The following is a 19370-nucleotide window of genomic DNA, read 5'->3' as shown; positions in this document are numbered from 1 at the left end:
GCTACGCCGGGAACGTGAACTCCACCGTCCGTTTGACGGTGTCGACGGCGGTGAGTCGCACCTTTGCGCGCTCACCGTCGTCGGGCGTTCCGACGCATTTCGCAATCACTGCGACCGACGGGACAAACACTTCCGCCGAGCGCTTTCCGTCCTTGGCGCGCATCACCACTGCGTCGAAGACCTCGCCGACCCGGCCGTCGAGCAGCGTGGACTCGGTCAGATCGATGCACGCACGGTCGACCTTGTTCGCCAGCGAGTCGGACCCACTCATGATGTCGGGCAGCTCGGGAAGTGCAGTGCGCGCCCATTCCGGTACCGGCGTACCAGCTGTGATCGCCAGACACACCTCGGTGCTGAAACGATCGGACAGCCGGCGCAGCGGAGCAGTCACGTGAGCGTAGGGCGCTCCGATCCCCGCATGCACCGTCAACTCCGGTAGTCGGCCGTCGAAGGCCGCGTAGTCTGCCCCGCGCAGCAACGACGGCGCAACCGACATCAGCGCCATCGTCGACGGCTCGTTGGAATCGAGTCCGGCAAGAATCTGCCCGACGCTTTGCCCCTCCGGCCACGTGATACCCAGCGCCACTGCAGTTCTCCGCAAGGTCCGAACCGCGGACTCCTCGGCCGGCGGCAGCGTGCGAAGCAACCCGATACCTGCGTCGATCATCATGCGGCCGGCACACATCCCGGTCAGCAGCGACACTTCTGCGTTCCAGTCGTCCGCTTCGGTGCGTGGCTCCAGTTCGATCCGCCAGCGAGCCGAGGACTCGTCCTCCGGCTGATCCCGAACCACTGACTGCTCGGGCAGTTTCAGCTCGATGGCACCCCTGGCAACCGCCGAGACACTGCGCAATCGTCCGAACTCCGGTAGTGCGGCGATGGACGGATGCAAGGTTCCCGCGTCGGCATCGCGCTGCACGGTCGAATAGTCCAGACGTGCCACCGATTTCACCAGAGCGCGTCTCACCTGCCACGACGTCGGCTCGGCCTGCGCGTCGAGTTCGATCCGCCACAGCGCGGCGGGACGAACCACGTCCGGCAGCAGACTCGCCGATCCCTCCGACAACGCTCGGGGATGCAGCGGGACGGAACCGTCCGGGAGATAGAAGGTTTGGCCCCGCTTGCGGGTTTCGATGTCGAGAGCGCCACCCGGCGTCACCACCGCCGCGACGTCGGCGATCGCGTAGTGCACGACGTACCCGGTCGAGATCTTCTCGATGTGCACTGCCTGGTCGAGGTCCATCGATCCGGGAGGGTCGATGGTCACGAAGGCGATACCCGTTTCGTCGACACGCCCGGCACCGAAACGATCCACGGCATTCTCGGCCTCGGCCTGCGCCGCAGCCGAGAATGCTCCTGGCAAGTCGAACTCCGCCCGAACCACTCCGAAGTCGATTCCCTGCACCATCATTCGACTTGCGGGCACGCATCCTCCATGATCGGTTCGGGCCGGTGTAGCAGCAGTACCGGTCCCAGTTGTTCGAGTCCCGGCTGTTCCAAGGCTCAGTTATTCCAAGGCTCAGTTGTTCCAGTCTTCGTCTGCCCGATCGGCGGCTTTGTTGCGTTCGGCAGCGATCTTCAATGCATGCTCGGCAGAGTCCCGATCAGGGTACGGCCCCATCCTCGTCAGCGAGGACGCACCCTTTCCCTGCGTGACGGAACCGTCGGACACGTCGAAGTACCAGAGTCGATCTTCATCAGTCATATCCACAGTGTGACATCAGAGTGAGATAGAAGCTTGTAGATCGCTGTGAGACTGATATTCTTTCTACTTGGCCTGGCAGGTGAGAACCGGACATTCGAACGGTGAGTTCTGCTTGAATGCCCAACACAAGCTACGAACAGAAAATGGAGTGCGCATGTCCGCAATTCTTTACGATTACCTCCTCCCGCTCATGGGCCATGACGCGGCAACGTACTGGGCTACGCTGCTGGTCATCAAGCCTGTCTGACAGCTTTTCGAACAAGGAAGACCCCCACCGATCCGGTGGGGGTCTTCTTTTTCTCACTGTGCAGATCGCGGGCGGACGAGTCGGCGTGTAAGCCGGATCCTGTCCTGCGGCACCGAAGTGCCGAGTGGCGACCATCCATCTGGGCACACCGTCGCCGGGTGCCTCGAGCGGTTCACCCGCAGGCTCGGGCGAGCAGCCCTCGAACACCTGCGCAGCCGCACCGCGAGCGATGCGACCTTCAACCTTGCTCCGGGCGGGGTTTACCTAGCCACCCCGGTCACCCGAGGTGCTGGTGCGCTCTTACCGCACCGTTTCACCCTTACCTGCCTCGAAAGGCAGGCGGTCTGTTTTCTGTGGCACTGTCCCGCGAGTTGCCTCGGGTTGCCGTTAACAACCGCCCTGCTCTGTGGAGTCCGGACTTTCCTCGGCCCCAGGCCTGTGCGCGATACGCGCTGGTTCCAGAAGCCGCGGCCGCCCGGCCAACTCGTCCGCCCCCGTATGCTACCGGGCGCCTGTCGGTGGCCGGCACTATGGTCACCGTATGACTCGGTACGTGGCCCTGCTACGCGGTATCAACGTGGGCGGCATCAACATCAAGATGGCGGACCTGGCGAGAGTCTTCGGTGACCTCGGATTCCAAGGGGTGAAAACCGTGTTGGCCTCAGGCAACGTTCTGTTCGACAGTCCGAGCACCGACATCCCGACGCTGAAGAAACAGATCGAATCCGCCCTTGCCCGCGAGTTCGGCTACGAGGCTTGGGTGTTCGTCCTCGACCTTCCGACACTGCAGGTGATCGTGGACAACTACCCGTTCGAGCGCGAACGCGAGGGTTGGCACGCTTATGCGATGGTTGCCTCCGAGCCGGAAATCCTGGAGGAATTGAGCACTGCGGCAGCGCAACTCGATGCCTCGGTCGAGCGTGTGGCGGCAGGCGACGGAGTCTTGTACTGGGAGGTCGAGAAGGGGCAGACCGTCAAGAGCGCGTTCGGCCGGAACACCGGAAAACCGAAGTTCAAGGCGTTCACCACAACCCGAAACCTGAACACGCTCTACAAACTGCTCAAATGACGCTCGCCCCGACACGGAGCACCAACGCGTGACTCTTCTTCCCATCCTGCTCGTCGCCGCCGTACTCGTCTTTGCGATAGTGCGTCCACGCGGGCTTCCCGAGATCGTCATCGCCGGGCCGGCAGCCGTCATCGTTCTCCTGACCGGCGTCGTAACTCTCGACGAAGCCCGCGAAGAACTGACGAGCATGGCACCCACCGTCGTCTTCCTGGTTGCCGTGCTGGTTCTCGCTCATGCCGCGGACGCTCTCGGCGTCTTTCGCTGGGTCAGCCAGATCCTGCAGCAAAAATCCCTCGCCGATCCACACCGGTTGCTGATTTACGTTTTCGGCGCCGCTGCCCTGACCACGGCGGTCCTGAGCCTCGACGCCACCGTCGTGCTGTTGACACCCGCGGTGATCGCGGCCGCACGATCCATCGGAGCAAGTACGCGGCCCCATTCCTATGCCAGTGCGCACCTGTCGAACTCGGCGTCGACGCTCCTGCCGGTATCGAATCTGACCAACCTCATCGCGTTTGCTGCAACAGGTTTGACGTTCTTGCACTTCACCGCATTGATGGCGTTGCCGTGGGTTGTGACGATCGCTGTCGAGTACCTGATTTTTCGACTGTTCTTCCGTTCGGAACTCGCGCGGGGCGACAGCGCCGAACCGCCGGTGGCAGCCAGATCTGCGCCTGCGCCGATTCTGCCGCTGACGGTGATCGGAATGACGCTGCTCGGTTTCGCGGTTTCGGGTTTCTTCGGGATCGAGCCCGCCTGGATCGCGGTGGTGGGTGCGAGTGTCCTGGGAGCGATCGCTCTGTCTCGGCACCGTACGACCGCCGCCAAGATGCTCTACGCTGCCGACCTCTGGTTCTGCGCGTTCGTCCTGGTTCTCGGAATCATCGTCGCCGGAGTCGCGAACGGGCCGGTGGGTGAATGGATTGCGCAGATCCTGCCAGGCGACACCAGCTACGGCTCGCTGCTCTTTGTTGCCGCGGTAGCGGCGGTTGCGTCCAATCTCGTCAACAACCTGCCGGCAACCTTGCTGATGATCGCAGCGCTCGGAACGGCGGCACCTCCAGCGCTGGTGCTTGCGATGTTGATCGGCGTCAACCTCGGCCCCAACCTCACCTACGTGGGCTCACTGGCAACGATGCTCTGGCGACGAGTCGCCACCAGCGCGGGCGCACCGCCCACGCTGGCGACATTCACTCTGCTCGGGGTCATCACGACGCCACTGACATTGCTCGCCGCCGTGAGTGCCCTGTGGTTGGTGATCTGATCAGAGGCTGATCAGCCGTCGGGGCTCTTTCAGCGAAGGTGTGACGTGTCGTTGACCAACCGGACCGAGGCTCCCCCGTCGGGATAGAACTCGGTGATACTCAGCGACGCCAGATCCAGATGCAACCGATACAGCAACGACGGCCCGGCATCGAGGGCCAGCTGCACCAAAGTCTTGATCGGGGTGACGTGAGAGACGACCAACAGCGTCGCGCCGCCGTAGGTCGAGATCAGGTCGTCACGCGCGGCGACGACTCGTTCGCGTACCTCGTCGAAACTCTCGCCGCCCGGTGGACGCACCGAAGTGTCCGAGAGCCATTCGCGATGCAGGTCCGGGTCACGCTCGGCTGCCTCGCGGAACGTGAGTCCGTCCCAGTCGCCGAAATCAGTTTCGATCAAACCCTTGTGCTCGACGACGGGTAAACCGAGCACGCGGGCCGATGCCTCTGCCGTCTCACGGGTTCTGCCGAGGGGTGAGCAGACGATGGCGTCGATACCGCCTCGGTTCCCGAAGCGTCCGGCTGCGCCGGCAGCCTGCGCGCGGCCCAGTTCCGTGAGCTCCGGATTCCCGCGTCCGGAGTACCGGCGATCGACCGACATCGCTGTCTGTCCGTGACGTAGCAACAACATTCGTGTCGGCTTGCCGGTGGTGGCGATCCATCCCGGAGAGCCGGCGATCTGCGGCTCCGACGTCTCTTCGGACGGCGCGGCGGGTGCGGGGGCTGCGGTTTCGATGCCGGCAGCCGCGTCCATCGCCTCGTTGGCAAGACGATCGGCATGAGAGTTCTCGCCGCGAGGAATCCACGTGTAGGTCACTCGCGAGAACTGCGTCGCCAGCTCGGCAGCGCGCCGCTGCAGCGGAATCATGTCCGGGTGCTTGACCTTCCAGCGCCCGGACATCTGCTCGACGACCAACTTGGAATCCATGCGGACGTCGACCGTCGACGCGCCGAGTTCACCGGCAGCGGTCAACCCGGCGATCAGTCCGCGGTACTCGGCGACGTTGTTGGTCGCGATACCGATGCTTTCCTTGCGTTCGGCCAACACCGAGCGCGAGGCGTCGAACACCACCGCTCCGTAGCCGGCCGGACCGGGATTGCCCCGCGATCCACCGTCGGCCTCGACGATGACCTGCGTGGGAGTCACAGACCGGACTCCTTGGTACGCACCATGATTGCATTGCACTCTGGGCAACGAACTACGACGTCGGCCGGCGTCGCGGCGATTCGCGAGATCTCGCCGCGGTCGATCTCGATCCGGCAAGCGCCGCATCGGCGTGCCTGCAGAAGCGCCGCGCCCGGTCCGCCCAGGGTGCGCTGCTTCTCGTAGACAGCAAGGAAATCGGCGGGGAATTCACCGACGAGTCGTTCACGATCGGCGGCGCAACGCTCCTGCGCCTTGTCCAGATCAGCGACGGCATCGTCGCGGCGACGCTTGGCGTCGATCAGCTCTTCTTCGGCCTGGGACAGCTGGGCACCGGCGTGATCGTGATCGGCCTGCAACGCCTCACGCTGCTCCATCACTTCGAGTAACTCGTCTTCAAGGAGCCCCTGACGCCGGACCAGGCTGCCGAGTTCGTGTTCGAGTTCGGTGAGCTGCTTCGCCCCGACCGACCCGCTCTGCAGGAGTGTGCGGTCACGATCCTCGCGCTGACGAACCGCGTCGACCTCGCCTTCGAGCTTGCGAATGTCGCGATCGATGTCGTCGATCTGGATTTCGACGGCTACGGACGCGTCTTTACGGCTGATTCGCTCGGCCTCGAGACGTTCGACTTCCTGCTGCTCGGGAAGCGCTCCGCGTCGGTGGGTGATCCGAGTGAGCTCAGCATCCACCCCGGCGAGGTCGAGAAGCTTGGATTGCACCTGTGGTTCGACGTTCACGCTGTATAACTCCTGCTGTAAGTCCGATGTCGGCAGTGCTCGCGAAGGACGGCTCTCGAAGAACTGCTCTTGAATTGTTCGTGCAACCGTACCTTGCAGAGCGCTGCACTAATGCGCACTCAAACACCACGGATCGGTGCGAATTGTCGAAACCCGGCTTTCCCACTCCGGATTGTCGGCAAACGCGGCGTCGAGCACCGATTTCGCCTGCGCGCACCACGGGTATTCACTCGCCCAGTGCGCGACGTCGACCAGAGCCGGGCCACCGGCGCGTAGATGCTCGTCCGCGGGATGATGCCGCAGGTCCGCAGTGACGTAGACGTCGGCGCCCAGTGCCGCCACCACGTCGAGATACGAGTCGCCGGAACCGCCGCACACCGCCACGGTACGAACGGTCGCGTCTGGATCTCCGGCCGCGCGAACACCCCACTCGGTCGAGGGCAGTGAGCGCGCCACTCGCGCGGTGAATTCCCGCAAGGTTTCGGGGTGGTCGAGCTCACCCAACCGCCCGAGTCCGAGTGAACTGGGGAACGCTGCGAGTTCGAAGACATCGAAGGCCGGTTCCTCGTACGGATGGGAGGCACGCAATGCGCCCAGCACTGCGCTTCGCTTTCCGCGAGGGGCAATCACTTCCACACGATTCTCGCGAACCTGCTCCACAGCGCCGACGGTCCCGATCGTCGGATTCGCTCCGTCGGCGGGCAGGAACTGACCCGTACCGGTGACGGTCCAACTGCACTGGCTGTAGTCACCGATCCGCCCAGCCCCGGCCTCGAAAAGTGCATCCTGCACGGCCGATGCATTCTCCACCGGAACCATGACGACCCACTTGTCGAGCGGCTGCGTCGGCTTGGGTTCGATCGGGCGAAGCACGGTCAGGCCCAGAGCCTGCGCCAACGCGTCGGACACTCCGGGGTCGGCCGAGTCCGCATTGGTGTGCGCCGAGAACAGTGCGCATCCCGCCTTGATGAGCTTGTGAACCAACGCACCTTTGGGTGTGTGAGCACCGACGGTGTCCACCCCACGCAGCAGAAGTGGATGGTGAACGACCAGAAGGTCGGCACCGGAGGCGATGGCGTCGTCGACCACTGCCTCGGTCGGATCCACCGCGAAAACCACTCTCGTCACAGCGTCGGCCGGATCGCCGCAGACCAGACCGACCGAGTCCCACGATTCCGCCAGGGCCGGCGGATACGCGGATTCCAGCACGGCTATGACGTCCGCAAGGGTGGGGCCACTCACAAGATCTCCTTCATCGCTTCGATCAGTACCGCAACCTGCTCGGCTGGACGGACGGCCACGCGCAGCCGATCCGGGCCGAGTCCGGGAAAGGTGTCGCACCTGCGGACGGCGATTCCGCGGGCACGCAGGTGCTCTCGCATCGTGGCGCCGTCACGGACGTCGATGAGCACGAACGGCCCCGCAGCGGGTTGGTGCACGGCAATCCCGATCTCGGTCAGTCGCCGCGACATGTCTCGGCGGTCCACGGCAATCGCGTCGGCTTTGATCCTCGACTGCTCGACGGCAAACGGTTCGCAGCACGCCGTGATGGCCTCGATCTGCAGACTGCCCAATGGCCAGTGGGCTCGGCCGTGACTGAGTCGAGCCAGAAGATCGGGAGAGCCGATCGCGTATCCACACCGCAATCCGGCGAGCGCCCACGTCTTGGTCAGGCTCCGAAGGACCAGTACATCCGCCGACTCGACACCGGCGATGCTCTCCGTTTCGCCGGGGACCGCGTCGCCGAAGGCCTCGTCCACCACCAGGATCCGGCCCGGCTGACGCAATGCCAACACATCGGCCTTGGGGTGAAGCACGGACGTCGGGTTGGTCGGATTGCCCAGAACGACAAGGTCCGCGGATTCGGGTACCTGCGCGGTCCGAAGCTCGAAAGGCGGCTCCAGAATCACTTGAGTCACCGGCACACCGGCCTCTCGCAGTGCCAGTTCCGGCTCGGTGAACGACGGATGGATCAGCGCTGCCGAACGAGCGCCCAGGCGCGGCAGCATCGCGAATCCCTCGGCACCGCCCGAGAGCAACAACACCTCTTCGGGCCGGCGCCCGTGCCGCTGCGCGACCGTTTCGCGAGCCTTCAGTTCCGCTGCGGCCGACGGGTACGAACCGAGCGTCGCCAGCCCTGCGGCCAGCCGATCCCGCAACCACTTCGGCGGGCCGGAGCCTTGAACGTTGACGGCAAAATCGAGTAACCCGGGCTCCGCTTCGACATCGCCGTGATGTCGCAAGCTCTCCAGGTCAACCGTTCCGGTACTCACCCGGTCAGCCTACGGTCGAGCACCGTGCGCGGACATCACCCCTGCCGTCCGGGACAATGAGTGCCGTGACGACACCACCGCTCGACCGCTTTCCCGTAGTTCTGTTCGATCTGGACGGCACCATCACCGATTCCGCTCCCGGCATTCACGGCGGCTTCCGACACGCGTTGGCAACTGTCGGCCATCCGGAGCCGACGGAAGCGATGTTGGCATCGGTGATCGGCCCGCCGATGGTCGACACCTTCAGGTCACTCGGTATGGCCCCGGCGGACGTGGATCGGGCGATCGCCGCGTACATCGAGCGTTACGACGCGACCGGGTGGCAGGAGAACTCGGTGTACGAAGGCATGGACGTCGTCCTGGGTAAGGCTCGCGCGAGCGGCACCCGACTGGCCGTCGCCACCTCCAAGTCGGAGCGATTCGCCATTCGAATCCTCGAGCATTTCGGCCTGGCCGAGCACTTCGAGTTCATCGGCGGCGCGAGTGACGACGGAACTCGTCGGGCGAAACCCGATGTGATCGCGCATTCGCTGACCTCACTCGGGATCACTCCCGTCCTCGCATCCGACGGCGGAACCCCCGACGTTCTCATGATCGGCGACCGTGATCACGACGTGCTCGGCGCCGCGAAGTACGGCATCCCCACCGTCGTCGTCGAATGGGGCTACGGTTCCGCCGAGGAAGCGCGGCAAGCGTTTCGCTCCGTATCGTCGGCATCCGAACTGGGAGGACTTCTCGATGGCCGCCACTGAACCACTCCACGTGACTGAACCACTTCATGTGACGTTTGTGTGCACCGGCAATATCTGCCGGTCACCGATGGCCGAAAAGATCTTGCTCGCGCATCTGGACCGTGAAGGCCTCGCCGACCGAGTCCGTGTCAGCAGTGCAGGTACCGAGGGGTTTCACACCGGTAGCGAGGCCGACGAGCGGACCAACGTCGTGCTCCGAGCGGCCGGATATCCGACGGGCCACAGTGCCGCGCAGGTCAATGCAGATCATCTCGCGGCCGATCTGGTCGTCGCCCTCGACACCGGCCATGAACGTGAGCTTGCTCATCTCGGCGTGCCCACCGAGCGTCGGCGCCTACTGCGATCGTTCGACCCCGAGGCTGACGGAGAATCGGTTCCGGACCCGTACTACGGGGATCAGGAGGACTTCGAACTGGTGCGAGACCAGATCGAAGCAGCCATTCCCGACATACTCGACTGGATCCGCGAGCGGGCCTGAACCCGGAGCAAAATTCACTCCCGTTCGGGCAACGGATACCGTGGACGTGTGCGAAGACTGAAATTCCTGTTGCGGCCCGGTTGGTTGGTACTGGCAGCTGTGGTCGGGCTCTTCGCCTACCTGTGCTTCACCGTGCTCGCCCCATGGCAACTCGGCAAGAACACAAAGACCGAGCACCGCAATGATCTGATCTCGAACTCGATCAACGCGGAGACCGTGCCGATCGGTGACGTCATCGCCGATTCGACGATCGCACCGGACGACGAATGGCGAAACATCACCGCGGCAGGCACCTATCTGCCCGACGCCGACATCCTCGTTCGACTGCAGTCCATCGAGGGCGCACCGTCGTACGAGATCCTGACGCCGTTCCTTCTCGACGACGGCCGCACGATCCTCGTCAATCGCGGATACGTTCGGCCGATCAACGGCGCCGAGGCACCGCCCATCGCCGCGCCGCCGACCGATCCGGTCACTCTCAACGGTCGCGTGCGTCTGTCGGAAGGCACCGCGCCCGGCCGAGTTCCGATGTTCGAGGACGGCGCGAAACAGGTCTACTCGATCGACGCACAACCTATCGGCGAGTTCATCGGAACGGACCTGATCGACGCGTACATCCAACTCGAACCCGACCAGCCCGGCGGCCTGGGGACGATCCCTCTCCCCCAACTCGATGCAGGCCCCTATCTCTCGTACGGGTTCCAATGGCTGGCGTTCGGCATCATGGCGCCGCTCGGACTGGCCTACTTCATTCGCGCGGAGTGGCGCGAACGTCGCAAGGAGAAGGCAGCTCAAGCAGCTGTCGACGGCTTCGCAGCCGGCGACGCCGCTACCGAGACGACCCCGGAAGCGCCGGTGTCCGCGCCTGCCTCACACCCCGCCGAACCGGCTCGTACCTTCAGCCGTCGCAAGAAGCCGGAGCCGGAATCAGTGCCGCTGACGGCGCAGGAAGCCAAACTTGCCGATCGATACGGCAATACCCGCTGAAATACCCGCTGACACCACAACTGCACTGATCTGCACCGCCGACGAAAGCCTCGCCGCGCGGCGCAGATCGTTCGGCGTCGGCACAGGCCCGCGGCCGAGGACGGGACGCATCTCCACCCCGTGCGCGTACTCGGTCCGACCACCCAACGAAATGCCCAACGCCCCTGCCGCCGACGCTTCCGCGACGCCCGCATTGGGGCTTGGATGAGCCGCTGCGTCGCGTTTCCACGCTGCCAGTGATTCCTGAACCGAGCCGCCCACCACCGGTGCACACGCAGCCGTCAGCGCACCGGTCAGCCGAGCGGGGACGATGTTGACCAGGTCGTCGAACCTCGCCGCAGCCCACCCGAATCTGAGGTATTTCTCGGAGCGGTAGCCGATCATCGCGTCGAGTGTGTTGGCAGCGCGGTAGACGAACAGACCCGGCACGCCCGCAATTGCACCCCAGAACATTGCACCGACGCTTGCATCCGAGGTGTTTTCGGCGACCGACTCCAGCGCTGCACGCGTGAGGCCCTCCTCGCCCAGCACCGATGGATCGCGTCCACAGAGTGAAGGAAGTAGCTCACGCGCTTTCGTCAGGTCGCGATCGACCTGTGACGCCTCCAATCGAGCGGCCATATCGATGCCGGTGCGTGCAAGCGACGTCCCGCCGAGCACGGCCCAGGTAGCTATCGCCGTCGTACCCGTGACGGCCACCCAACCAGCCCGGCGCGACGCTGCTTCGGCTGCGAGCCCAAGTCCAGCGGTGCCGGCCAAGAGCACAGCGACATGAAGTGTTCCGGCCGCTCGCGAGTCCCGGTAGGACATCTTCTGCAGCGCGATAGCCGCGGTTCCGAAGCCGGCAACCGGATGGAACCGCCCCGGATCGGTGAATGCCCGATCCGCGACGAAGCCGAGGAGAAGCCCGGCAGCTCGCGCATTGAATCGAGATTGGGACGAACGAACCGAAATCTGCACGAGCGTAGTTGTAGCAGCGACGCTCGTTCTCTGGCCAACCGTCACGTGTCTGCACGAGCCGATCTCTACCCGTCCCAGTCGATCGTCAGGTAGATCAAGCGGTGCATTCGGTTGATTTCCCAGACACGGGCAATCCCGGTCGCCAGTGCGTCGCTCTGGGAACGAACCCGGATCGTCTGCCCCGCGAACTACGCAACACTGAGACTGGGCATCTCGGCGATGTGTATGTGCGGACGGGTGGGATGCACGCGCGTCGGGTCGACGGCTACTTCGATCACAGAACTGGACATGCGTCCAGAATGGCGTATTGCGGACAATTCGTTGCCGAAAATGAAAAAACCCCGATCTGCGTCGACGCAGATCGGGGCTTGAATTCTTCGGTGGGCGCGGAGGGTTTCGAACCCCCGACCGCTGGTGTGTAAAACCAGAGCTCTACCACTGAGCTACACGCCCGAACTCCCGGTGAGACCCTCACCGGGAGTGCTCTAAGACTCTAGCGCGGCAAGCGCATTTGCCCAAAGTCCGTGGTCACGGGCTTCTCCGGGGCCGTTCATCTCGGCAAAACGAATGATTCCGTCTTTGTCGATGACAAAGGTGCCACGATTCGCGAAGCCCAACTTGTCGTTGAACACCTCGTACTTCTGAGCGACCTCACCGTGCGGCCAGAAGTCCGACAGCAAGGGAAATGTGTATCCCTGCTCGGCCGACCAGATCTTGTGAGTCGGCGAAGCACCGACAGAAATCGCGAGAATGGCGGTGTCGTCGTTCTCGAACTTCGGAAGCTCGTCACGGACCTTGCAGAGTTCCCCCTGACAAGTCCCGGTGAAGGCCAACGGATAGAAGACCAGCAGAACGTTCTTCTTACCGCGGAAATCTGCTAGCGAGACTTCCTGGTTGTTCTGGTCCTTCAAGGTGAAATCCGGTGCCTGGGCACCAACTTCGAGAGGCATGTGCGATTCCTTGGGAAAGTGCGGAAAGGACCGGGTCAGCGCTTGTTGGCCGGACGAGCCTTCGGCTGAACCAGTCGACTTCCCGACCAGTCACCGAGGTTGGCTGCCGATGTCTGCGTCAGGCCGGCAGTCGGCGCCGATTCGGCGATCTCGCTGGGCTCGACGTGTCCGTCGAGACCGGTCTTGGGAGTGAGAACCCACACGAAGCCTTCGTCGGCGAGGGGCCCGATGGCATCCATCAAGGCATCTACCAGGTCACCGTCCTCGTCGCGCCACCACAGCAGCACGACGTCGATGACCTCGTCGGAATCCTCGTCGAGCATTTCCCCGCCGATGGTTTCCTCAACCGCGGCACGAATGCCGTCGTCGGTATCCTCATCCCAGCCCAGTTCCTGCACCACCATGTCAGTGGTAATCCCGAGTTTCTGAGCGTAGTTCTGGGCATCCGCCGCGGCGACCACGGTGGGGTCCTCCTTTTGTTGATGGTGTGTGGCGACCCCGCACACCTACCGTTTGACGATCAATTAGGGAAAGCGAACATGGTCTGAGGCGTTAGCGCAAGCCGACCACGCCGAAAACTTTCACCAAAGATCGTCTTCTGACACACGGCGAACCTTACGCCTGCGGATTACCGCAGGTCACAGGGATCCACATTCATCGAAGATCGACTTGCGAATCGAATTGCTCGTATCGCTGATCGAATTGATTTCATCGGCCGAATGATCACTCTCGATCACGACAGCAGATGAACGTAGGTTCGCGGCCAATTCGGCGAACAGTCCGGAAAGTTGCGTCGGAAGTTCACTCGAGACCGAGTCGAACCACGAGGCCGTCTCCCTTGCCGAGGAAGCAGCAGCGCTTGCTTCGGCTCTCAGGTCGGTCTCACCATGATTTCCGGCGTCGACGTAGGCATTGAACGCAACCACGTCGTTTTTCGATCGAGAGACCGCTTCCTCACAGATCGCGAACGCCGCATCTGCCGCATCTGCCGCCGCTTTCGACGAGGACGCGGCGGCCATCGAAATACTCACCTCGGATTGGTATGCAGCCACGTGCGCTTCATTGGGTACTGCCGATCCGGTCACCGCCGCCGAACATCCCACGATCACCGACAGTCCCACTGCGATCGATCCGACCGAGACCCACGCCCCGACCCTGCCGTAATTGATTTCTTTGTTTATTTTTTCCCACCCCTTCATACGTTCCGATCGATCCCCCAAGCCTGTGACTACGGGGAACCATCACACCCCTGCGTCACGCCGAAAAACGCTACCCGAGAGTAACCAGAGGCGAGGTGTGCCGGACCGACCGGGATGGTGAAAGATGAGGTACGCGCCATATTCACGATGGAAGTGCGTCGGACCTAACAAGGCCTCGATCACCTATGTAAGGACGCCCCACCACGCGTCCCCAAACCAATGAGGAGCACACGTTGTCTGACCTGATCCAGGGTCCCGCGTCCGGGCAGAACGCCGATTCCGGCGCCGCCGGCGAGTCGGGTTCGCCCGCGTCGAATACGCCGGGGGGAACCGACGGTCGCGTTCGCGTCATTCGCGAAGGTGTTGCGTCGTACCTGCCGGACATCGATCCGGACGAGACCACCGAATGGCTCGAATCATTCGACGGACTTCTGGATCGATCCGGACCCACGCGTGCCCGCTACCTCATGCTCCGCATGCTCGAACGCGCCGGTGAGAAGCATGTCGCACTCCCCGCGCTCACTTCGACCGACTACGTCAACACGATTCCGACCGAAAACGAGCCGTGGTTCCCCGGTGACGAAGAGGTCGAGCGCCGCTATCGCGCCTGGATCCGTTGGAACGCCGCGATCATGGTCCACCGCGCTCAGCGACCGGGCGTCGGCGTCGGCGGTCACATCTCGACCTATGCATCCTCGGCAGCGTTGTACGAGGTCGGCTTCAACCACTTCTTCCGCGGCAAGGACCATCCCGGCGGCGGCGACCACATCTTCATCCAGGGTCACGCCTCCCCCGGCATCTACGCCCGCGCCTTCCTCGAGGGCCGGATCCCCGCGGAACAGCTCGACGGATTCCGCCAGGAGAAGTCCCACGCCGACTTCGGCGGCGCACTGCCGTCCTACCCGCACCCACGGCTGCTTCCCGACTTCTGGGAGTTCCCGACGGTCTCGATGGGCCTCGGCCCGATGAACGCCATCTACCAGGCCCGGTTCAACCACTACCTCAACGACCGCGGCATCAAGGACACCACCGATCAGCACGTGTGGGCGTTCCTCGGCGACGGCGAAATGGACGAGCCCGAATCACGCGGCCTCGCTCACGTCGCGGCAACCGAAGGCCTCGACAACCTCACGTTCGTCGTGAACTGCAACCTCCAGCGCCTCGACGGCCCGGTCCGCGGCAACGGAAAGATCATCCAGGAACTGGAATCGTTCTTCCGCGGTGCCGGCTGGAACGTCATCAAGGTCGTCTGGGGTCGCGAGTGGGATGCGCTGCTGCACGCCGATCGCGACGGCGCACTCGTCAACCTGATGAACGTGACGCCGGACGGTGACTACCAGACGTACAAGGCCAACGACGGCGCGTTCGTACGCGATCACTTCTTCGGACGTGACCCCCGCACCAAGGAACTGGTCAAGGACCTCACAGACCAGGAAATCTGGAACCTCAAGCGCGGTGGCCACGACTACCGCAAGGTCCACGCCGCCTACGCAGCGGCCATGGCACACAAGGGCCAGCCGACGGTCATCCTGGCGCACACCATCAAGGGCTACACCCTCGGTAAGCACTTCGAGGGCCGCAACGCCACGCACCAGATGAAGAAGCTGACGCTGGACGATCTCAAGGCGTTCCGCGACATGCAGCACATCCCGATCTCGGACGCCGAGCTCGAGAAGGATCCGTACCTGCCTCCGTACTACCACCCGGGCGCGGACGCTCCCGAGATCAAGTACATGCTCGACCGTCGTAAAGCACTGGGCGGGTTCCTGCCTTCCCGCAACACCGACGCTGCTCCGCTCAAGCTCCCCGAGGACAAGACGTACGACGTCATCCGCAAGGGTTCGGGCAAGCAGGAAGTCGCCACCACCATGGCGATCGTGCGCATCCTCAAGGAACTGTTGCGCGACAAGGAAATCGGCAAGCGCATCGTGCCGATCATCCCGGACGAGGCTCGCACGTTCGGTATGGACTCGTGGTTCCCGTCGCTGAAGATCTACAACCGCAACGGGCAGCTCTACACGTCCGTCGACGCCGAACTCATGCTCGCCTACAAGGAGAGCCCGATCGGCCAGATCCTGCACGAGGGCATCAACGAGGCCGGTTCGACGGCTTCGTTCACCGCAGTCGGCACGTCGTACGCCACCCACGGTGAACCGATGATTCCGCTGTACATCTTCTACTCGATGTTCGGTTTCCAGCGCACCGGCGACGGCCTGTGGGCGGCTGCCGACCAGATGGCTCGGGGATTCGTTCTCGGCGCCACCGCCGGTCGTACAACTCTGACCGGTGAAGGTCTTCAGCACGCCGACGGACACTCGCTGCTCCTGGCATCCACCAACCCCGCAGCTGTCACGTACGACGCCGCGTTCTCGTACGAGTTGGCGCACATCGTCAAGGACGGCTTGCGCCGCATGTACGGCGGCACCGAGGGCGTCGACGGTTTCGGTGGCGAGAACATCTTCTACTACCTGACCATCTACAACGAGCCGTACGTTCAGCCGGCGGAGCCCGAAGGTCTCGACGTCGAGGGCTTGCTCAAGGGCATCTACCTCTACAAGACGTCCGAAGCATCGGGCCCGAAGGCACAGATCCTCGTCTCCGGTGTCGCGATGCCCGAGGGGCTGCGCGCGCAGAAGCTGCTTGCCGACGAATGGGGCGTCTCGGCCGACGTCTGGTCGGTCACGTCCTGGGGTGAGCTGCGCCGCGAAGGCGTCGAGTGCGAACGTCAGGCGCTGCTCAATCCGTCCGAGGATGCTCCGGTTCCCTTCGTCACCACGGCGTTGTCCTCGGCCCAAGGCCCCGTCGTCGCGGCTTCGGACTGGATGCGGGCGGTCTCGGATCAAATCCGTCAGTGGGTTCCCGGCGACTACACCACGCTCGGCACGGACGGGTTCGGGTTCTCCGACACCCGCACTGCAGCGCGTCGCTACTTCAACGTCGATGCCGAATCCATCGTCGTTGCCGTGCTGATCGGTTTGGCGAAGGAAGGATCGATCGAGCGGTCGAAGGCCGTCGAAGCAGCGAGCCGATACCGCATCGACGACGTGAATGCTGCTCCCGAGCAGACCGGGGACACCGGTAGCGCCTAAGTCGTAGGGCAACAGTCCCAGCGATCGAAAACAGACCTACGCCCATCGCCGCGGGTGTCATCTCGACATCCGCTGCGGCGATGGGCGTAGGTTTTTCTCATGCCCGAACCTGATCCCGAGAAACCCGAAGAGGGCGTACGCCGCACTCGACCACAGTCGTCCGGGTTGCAGGCTGTACTCGCCCGCCGTCGTCAGGTTCGCGATCCACTTCCAGAAGCCTTGCTCCGCCGCGTCAAACAGTTCTCCGGCCGGCTCTCCACCGAGGCCGTGACCGTGATGGAGGAGCAGCTTCCGTTCTTCGACAGTCTCGACGCTTCGCAACGCGCCGACGTTCAACTGTTGGTGCAGACGTCGGTGGTGAATTTCCTGGAATGGCTGCGGCAACTCGACTCGGAGATCAGCTTCGGATACGAGTCGTTTCCGGTCATCCCTCAGGATCTTGCTCGACAGCTCACGCTGCGCCAGACCGTCGACATGGTCCGGGTGGCGATGGAGTTCTTCGAGAAATGGCTGCCGGCTCTCGCCCGCAACGATCAGCAGCTGATCGCGCTGACAGAAGCCGTCCTGCGCTACGGGCGTGAACTCGGTTTCGCAGCAGCGACGGTGTACGCAAGCGCTGCCGAGTCGCGGGGTGCCCTGGACACGCGACTGGAAGCGCTCGTCGTCGACGCCGTCGTGCAGGGAGACACCGGCTCGGACATGCTCTCTCGCGCCGCCACCTTGAACTGGGATGCCACGGCTCCGGCCACCGTCATCGTCGGGTCTCCCCCGCCGGACGAGCGGGTCTCGGTTGCCGGCACCGTCCACGCGACTGCCGCCGCGCACGGGCGCGCTGTTCTCGCCGTGGTGCAGGGTCCGCGACTGGTGATGATCGTCAGCGGGGAACTGAGTAGCAAGACGGAAGGCAGCCAATTCCTTCAAGACCTGCTCATGAGTTTCGCCGACGAGCCGGTGGTGATCGGCCCGACGACACCCTCGTTGAGCGCAGCGCACTTCAGTGCGTCCGAAGCTCTGGCGGGAATCAAGGCTGTTGCCGGGTGGCGCGGCGCACCTCGTCCCGTTTTCGCGACTGAACTGCTCCCGGAACGGGCACTACTGGGAGACGCCGCTGCCGTGAAGGCTCTTCGCGATTTCCTTGTCGCGCCTTTAGCTGAATCCGGCACAGTCTTGACCGATACTTTAGACAGTTATCTCGACTGTGGAGGTGCGGTTGAGACTTGTGCACGTCTTCTGTTTGTTCATCCAAATACCGTTCGGTACCGCTTGAAGCGAATCGCGGAAGTTACCGGCCGGGATCCAACGAATCCACGCGACGCGTATGTACTACGGATCGCCGCTACCGTGGGCCGATTGACACAAATCGATCTCAAATCGAACAATTCGGTTACTTCAGTCACATCTTTAACATCCGGACAAACAAACCTGTAACCCCTGAGCGTCCAATTTCGATGGCCGAGCGCGACGTGGGATTTTGTGGGAACCCTACAAAACACTTCGCCAGAGTTCATCGCGACCGACATCTCGCAGGTCGCTCGCGGCGGTGTTCTCTTAATAAGTGATTTCGTTGCTCGCCCCGGGACAGGGCTCTCAGACACCCGGCATGCTCAGCCCCTGGCTGGCACTGCCCGGAGCACAAGACCGCCTCGAAGTGTGGTCGAAGGCAGCCGGCCTGGACCTCGTCCGACTCGGCACGACCGCGACCGCCGAAGAAATCACCGACACCTCGGTAACCCAGCCCCTCGTCGTTGCCGCTGCTCTGCTGGCATACGAGGAAATCGAATCACGTGGGCTCCTCGGCGCCGACGTCATCGCTGCCGGCCATTCGGTGGGTGAACTTGCCGCTGCTGCGGTCGCCGGTGTTATCTCCGCTGACGACGCGGTCGCGCTTGCCGCCCTCCGTGGCGCCGAGATGGCCAAGGCTTGTGCGCTCGAGCCCACGGGCATGTCAGCCGTTCTCGGTGGAGACGAAGCCGAAGTGCTCGCACGAATCGAAGAACTCGGGCTGGAAGCAGCCAACCGCAATGCGGCCGGCCAGATCGTGGCGGCCGGACTGCTCACCGCGCTCGAAGAACTCGCAGCAAACGCACCCGAAAAGGCCCGAGTCCGCGCACTACCCGTCGCCGGAGCTTTCCACACCCGCTTCATGGCGCCTGCGCAGGACGCCGTCGCAGCTGCTGCCGCCAAGATCACCCCTTCCGATCCGACGCGCACGCTGCTTTCCAACTCGGATGGCACACCCGTCTCCTCGGGCGCCGACGCCCTCACCAAGCTTGCCGCGCAGGTAACCCGCCCCGTTCGTTGGGACCTCTGCTCCGCGTCGTTGCGGACAGCAGAAGTCAGCGCGATCGTGGAACTCCCGCCGGCCGGAACCCTCGTCGGAATTGCCAAGCGTGAAATGCGTGGCACACCGACGGTGGCCCTCAAGAACCCGGAGGATATCTCCGCACTGTCCGAGCTGACCTAGCTCGGACGCCCACCCGGCCGATCAGCCCGAACGGCGGCCGGACGTTTCACCCCA

At 63.6% G+C, this 19370-nt stretch carries 18 protein-coding genes, 1 tRNA gene and 1 other RNA gene; 8 read left to right on the top strand and 12 right to left on the bottom strand.

Going from position 1 to position 19370, the window contains the following annotated elements:
- Position 1: 1 nt before the first annotated feature.
- From ABIE52_RS04550 to rnpB, 3 genes are all read right to left on the bottom strand, one after another.
- Positions 2 to 1411, bottom strand: a complete 1410-nt coding sequence (locus ABIE52_RS04550; protein WP_007735456.1) for an RNB domain-containing ribonuclease — start codon at positions 1409 to 1411, stop codon at positions 2 to 4.
- Between the two features lie 108 nt (positions 1412 to 1519).
- Positions 1520 to 1705 (bottom strand): hypothetical protein, encoded by a 186-nt coding sequence (locus ABIE52_RS04545; protein ID WP_007735457.1) that lies wholly within the window; start codon positions 1703 to 1705, stop codon positions 1520 to 1522.
- A 319-nt stretch (positions 1706 to 2024) separates the two neighbouring features.
- Positions 2025 to 2439, bottom strand: an RNA gene (rnpB, locus tag ABIE52_RS04540) — RNase P RNA component class A.
- A 54-nt stretch (positions 2440 to 2493) separates the two neighbouring features.
- On the opposite strand from rnpB, the gene ABIE52_RS04535 reads away from it, so the two are divergent.
- Together ABIE52_RS04535 and ABIE52_RS04530 are read left to right on the top strand one after the other, a co-directional pair.
- Complete coding sequence (locus ABIE52_RS04535; protein ID WP_042445763.1) at positions 2494 to 3021, top strand: DUF1697 domain-containing protein; 528 nt, start codon at positions 2494 to 2496, stop codon at positions 3019 to 3021.
- A gap of 28 nt (positions 3022 to 3049) precedes the next feature.
- Complete coding sequence (locus tag ABIE52_RS04530; RefSeq protein ID WP_042445760.1) at positions 3050 to 4285, top strand: SLC13 family permease; 1236 nt, start codon at positions 3050 to 3052, stop codon at positions 4283 to 4285.
- A gap of 29 nt (positions 4286 to 4314) precedes the next feature.
- Here ABIE52_RS04530 and ABIE52_RS04525 read toward each other — a convergent pair whose 3' ends face one another.
- The 4 genes from ABIE52_RS04525 to cobC all read right to left on the bottom strand — a co-directional run bounded on the left by ABIE52_RS04525 (position 4315) and on the right by cobC (position 8437).
- The gene (locus ABIE52_RS04525) at positions 4315 to 5430 is read right to left on the bottom strand and encodes a bifunctional RNase H/acid phosphatase (protein ID WP_050656436.1); all 1116 of its coding nucleotides are present in this window, start codon (positions 5428 to 5430) and stop codon (positions 4315 to 4317) included.
- On the bottom strand, positions 5427 to 6164 hold the full coding sequence (locus ABIE52_RS04520) for a zinc ribbon domain-containing protein (protein WP_019748955.1): 738 nt from the start codon (positions 6162 to 6164) through the stop codon (positions 5427 to 5429). Before ABIE52_RS04520 ends, ABIE52_RS04525 begins: the two co-directional genes overlap by 4 nt.
- A 108-nt stretch (positions 6165 to 6272) precedes the next feature.
- Positions 6273 to 7406 (bottom strand): Nif3-like dinuclear metal center hexameric protein, encoded by a 1134-nt coding sequence (locus ABIE52_RS04515; RefSeq protein WP_030537562.1) that lies wholly within the window; start codon positions 7404 to 7406, stop codon positions 6273 to 6275.
- Complete coding sequence (cobC, locus tag ABIE52_RS04510; RefSeq protein WP_050656437.1) at positions 7403 to 8437, bottom strand: Rv2231c family histidinol phosphate aminotransferase CobC; 1035 nt, start codon at positions 8435 to 8437, stop codon at positions 7403 to 7405. Before cobC ends, ABIE52_RS04515 begins: the two co-directional genes overlap by 4 nt.
- 56 nt (positions 8438 to 8493) lie before the next feature.
- On the opposite strand from cobC, the gene ABIE52_RS04505 reads away from it, so the two are divergent.
- The 3 genes from ABIE52_RS04505 to ABIE52_RS04495 are packed head-to-tail and all read left to right on the top strand — an operon-like array spanning position 8494 to position 10654.
- A complete protein-coding gene (locus ABIE52_RS04505; protein WP_042445748.1) occupies positions 8494 to 9189 on the top strand; it encodes an HAD hydrolase-like protein in 696 nt (231 codons plus the stop codon).
- Positions 9176 to 9667 carry a low molecular weight protein-tyrosine-phosphatase gene (locus tag ABIE52_RS04500; protein WP_007735468.1) on the top strand — a complete coding sequence of 164 codons (492 nt, stop codon included), beginning with the start codon at positions 9176 to 9178 and terminating at the stop codon, positions 9665 to 9667. Before ABIE52_RS04505 ends, ABIE52_RS04500 begins: the two co-directional genes overlap by 14 nt.
- Positions 9668 to 9715: 48 nt before the next feature.
- The gene (locus tag ABIE52_RS04495) at positions 9716 to 10654 is read left to right on the top strand and encodes an SURF1 family cytochrome oxidase biogenesis protein (protein ID WP_050656438.1); all 939 of its coding nucleotides are present in this window, start codon (positions 9716 to 9718) and stop codon (positions 10652 to 10654) included.
- Here ABIE52_RS04495 and ABIE52_RS04490 read toward each other — a convergent pair.
- The 5 genes from ABIE52_RS04490 to ABIE52_RS04470 form a co-directional block, all read right to left on the bottom strand.
- Positions 10595 to 11614 (bottom strand): cobalamin biosynthesis protein, encoded by a 1020-nt coding sequence (locus tag ABIE52_RS04490; protein ID WP_076948678.1) that lies wholly within the window; start codon positions 11612 to 11614, stop codon positions 10595 to 10597. The genes ABIE52_RS04495 and ABIE52_RS04490 overlap by 60 nt on opposite strands.
- 381 nt (positions 11615 to 11995) lie before the next feature.
- A tRNA-Val gene (locus tag ABIE52_RS04485) sits at positions 11996 to 12067 on the bottom strand.
- Between the two features lie 32 nt (positions 12068 to 12099).
- On the bottom strand, positions 12100 to 12564 hold the full coding sequence (locus ABIE52_RS04480; RefSeq protein WP_003941619.1) for a peroxiredoxin: 465 nt from the start codon (positions 12562 to 12564) through the stop codon (positions 12100 to 12102).
- A 35-nt stretch (positions 12565 to 12599) separates the two neighbouring features.
- Positions 12600 to 13025 (bottom strand): DUF3052 domain-containing protein, encoded by a 426-nt coding sequence (locus ABIE52_RS04475; protein ID WP_003941575.1) that lies wholly within the window; start codon positions 13023 to 13025, stop codon positions 12600 to 12602.
- Positions 13026 to 13202: 177 nt separating this feature from the next.
- A complete protein-coding gene (locus ABIE52_RS04470) occupies positions 13203 to 13763 on the bottom strand; it encodes an Rv2240c family protein (RefSeq protein WP_228401081.1) in 561 nt (186 codons plus the stop codon).
- Positions 13764 to 13996: 233 nt separating this feature from the next.
- On the opposite strand from ABIE52_RS04470, the gene aceE reads away from it, so the two are divergent.
- The 3 genes from aceE (at position 13997) to ABIE52_RS04455 (ending at position 19316) form a co-directional block, all read left to right on the top strand.
- Positions 13997 to 16852 carry a pyruvate dehydrogenase (acetyl-transferring), homodimeric type gene (gene aceE, locus ABIE52_RS04465; protein WP_042445740.1) on the top strand — a complete coding sequence of 952 codons (2856 nt, stop codon included), beginning with the start codon at positions 13997 to 13999 and terminating at the stop codon, positions 16850 to 16852.
- Positions 16853 to 16951: 99 nt separating this feature from the next.
- Positions 16952 to 18280, top strand: a complete 1329-nt coding sequence (locus tag ABIE52_RS04460) for a PucR family transcriptional regulator (RefSeq protein WP_003941635.1) — start codon at positions 16952 to 16954, stop codon at positions 18278 to 18280.
- A gap of 127 nt (positions 18281 to 18407) precedes the next feature.
- Complete coding sequence (locus tag ABIE52_RS04455; RefSeq protein WP_007735477.1) at positions 18408 to 19316, top strand: ACP S-malonyltransferase; 909 nt, start codon at positions 18408 to 18410, stop codon at positions 19314 to 19316.
- Positions 19317 to 19370: the final 54 nt, after the last annotated feature.

The organism is Rhodococcus sp. OAS809, from assembly GCF_040546695.1.
GTDB classification, from domain to species: Bacteria; Actinomycetota; Actinomycetes; order Mycobacteriales; family Mycobacteriaceae; genus Rhodococcus_F; species Rhodococcus_F qingshengii.
The sequence above is the reverse complement of the archived record's forward strand: the minus strand, read 5'-3'. Positions and strand labels throughout refer to the sequence as shown.

Bases quoted from the DNA above. Each gene is read 5' to 3' on its own strand.
- ABIE52_RS04550 (WP_007735456.1), bottom strand. From the start codon at position 1,411: ATGATGGTGCAGGGAATCGACTTCGGAGTGGTTCGGGCGGAGTTCGAC.
- ABIE52_RS04545 (WP_007735457.1), bottom strand. From the start codon at position 1,705: ATGACTGATGAAGATCGACTCTGGTACTTCGACGTGTCCGACGGTTCC.
- ABIE52_RS04535 (WP_042445763.1), top strand. From the start codon at position 2,494: ATGACTCGGTACGTGGCCCTGCTACGCGGTATCAACGTGGGCGGCATC.
- ABIE52_RS04505 (WP_042445748.1), top strand. From the start codon at position 8,494: ATGAGTGCCGTGACGACACCACCGCTCGACCGCTTTCCCGTAGTTCTG.
- ABIE52_RS04500 (WP_007735468.1), top strand. From the start codon at position 9,176: ATGGCCGCCACTGAACCACTCCACGTGACTGAACCACTTCATGTGACG.
- ABIE52_RS04480 (WP_003941619.1), bottom strand. From the start codon at position 12,564: ATGCCTCTCGAAGTTGGTGCCCAGGCACCGGATTTCACCTTGAAGGAC.
- ABIE52_RS04470 (WP_228401081.1), bottom strand. From the start codon at position 13,763: ATGAAGGGGTGGGAAAAAATAAACAAAGAAATCAATTACGGCAGGGTC.
- ABIE52_RS04460 (WP_003941635.1), top strand. From the start codon at position 16,952: ATGCCCGAACCTGATCCCGAGAAACCCGAAGAGGGCGTACGCCGCACT.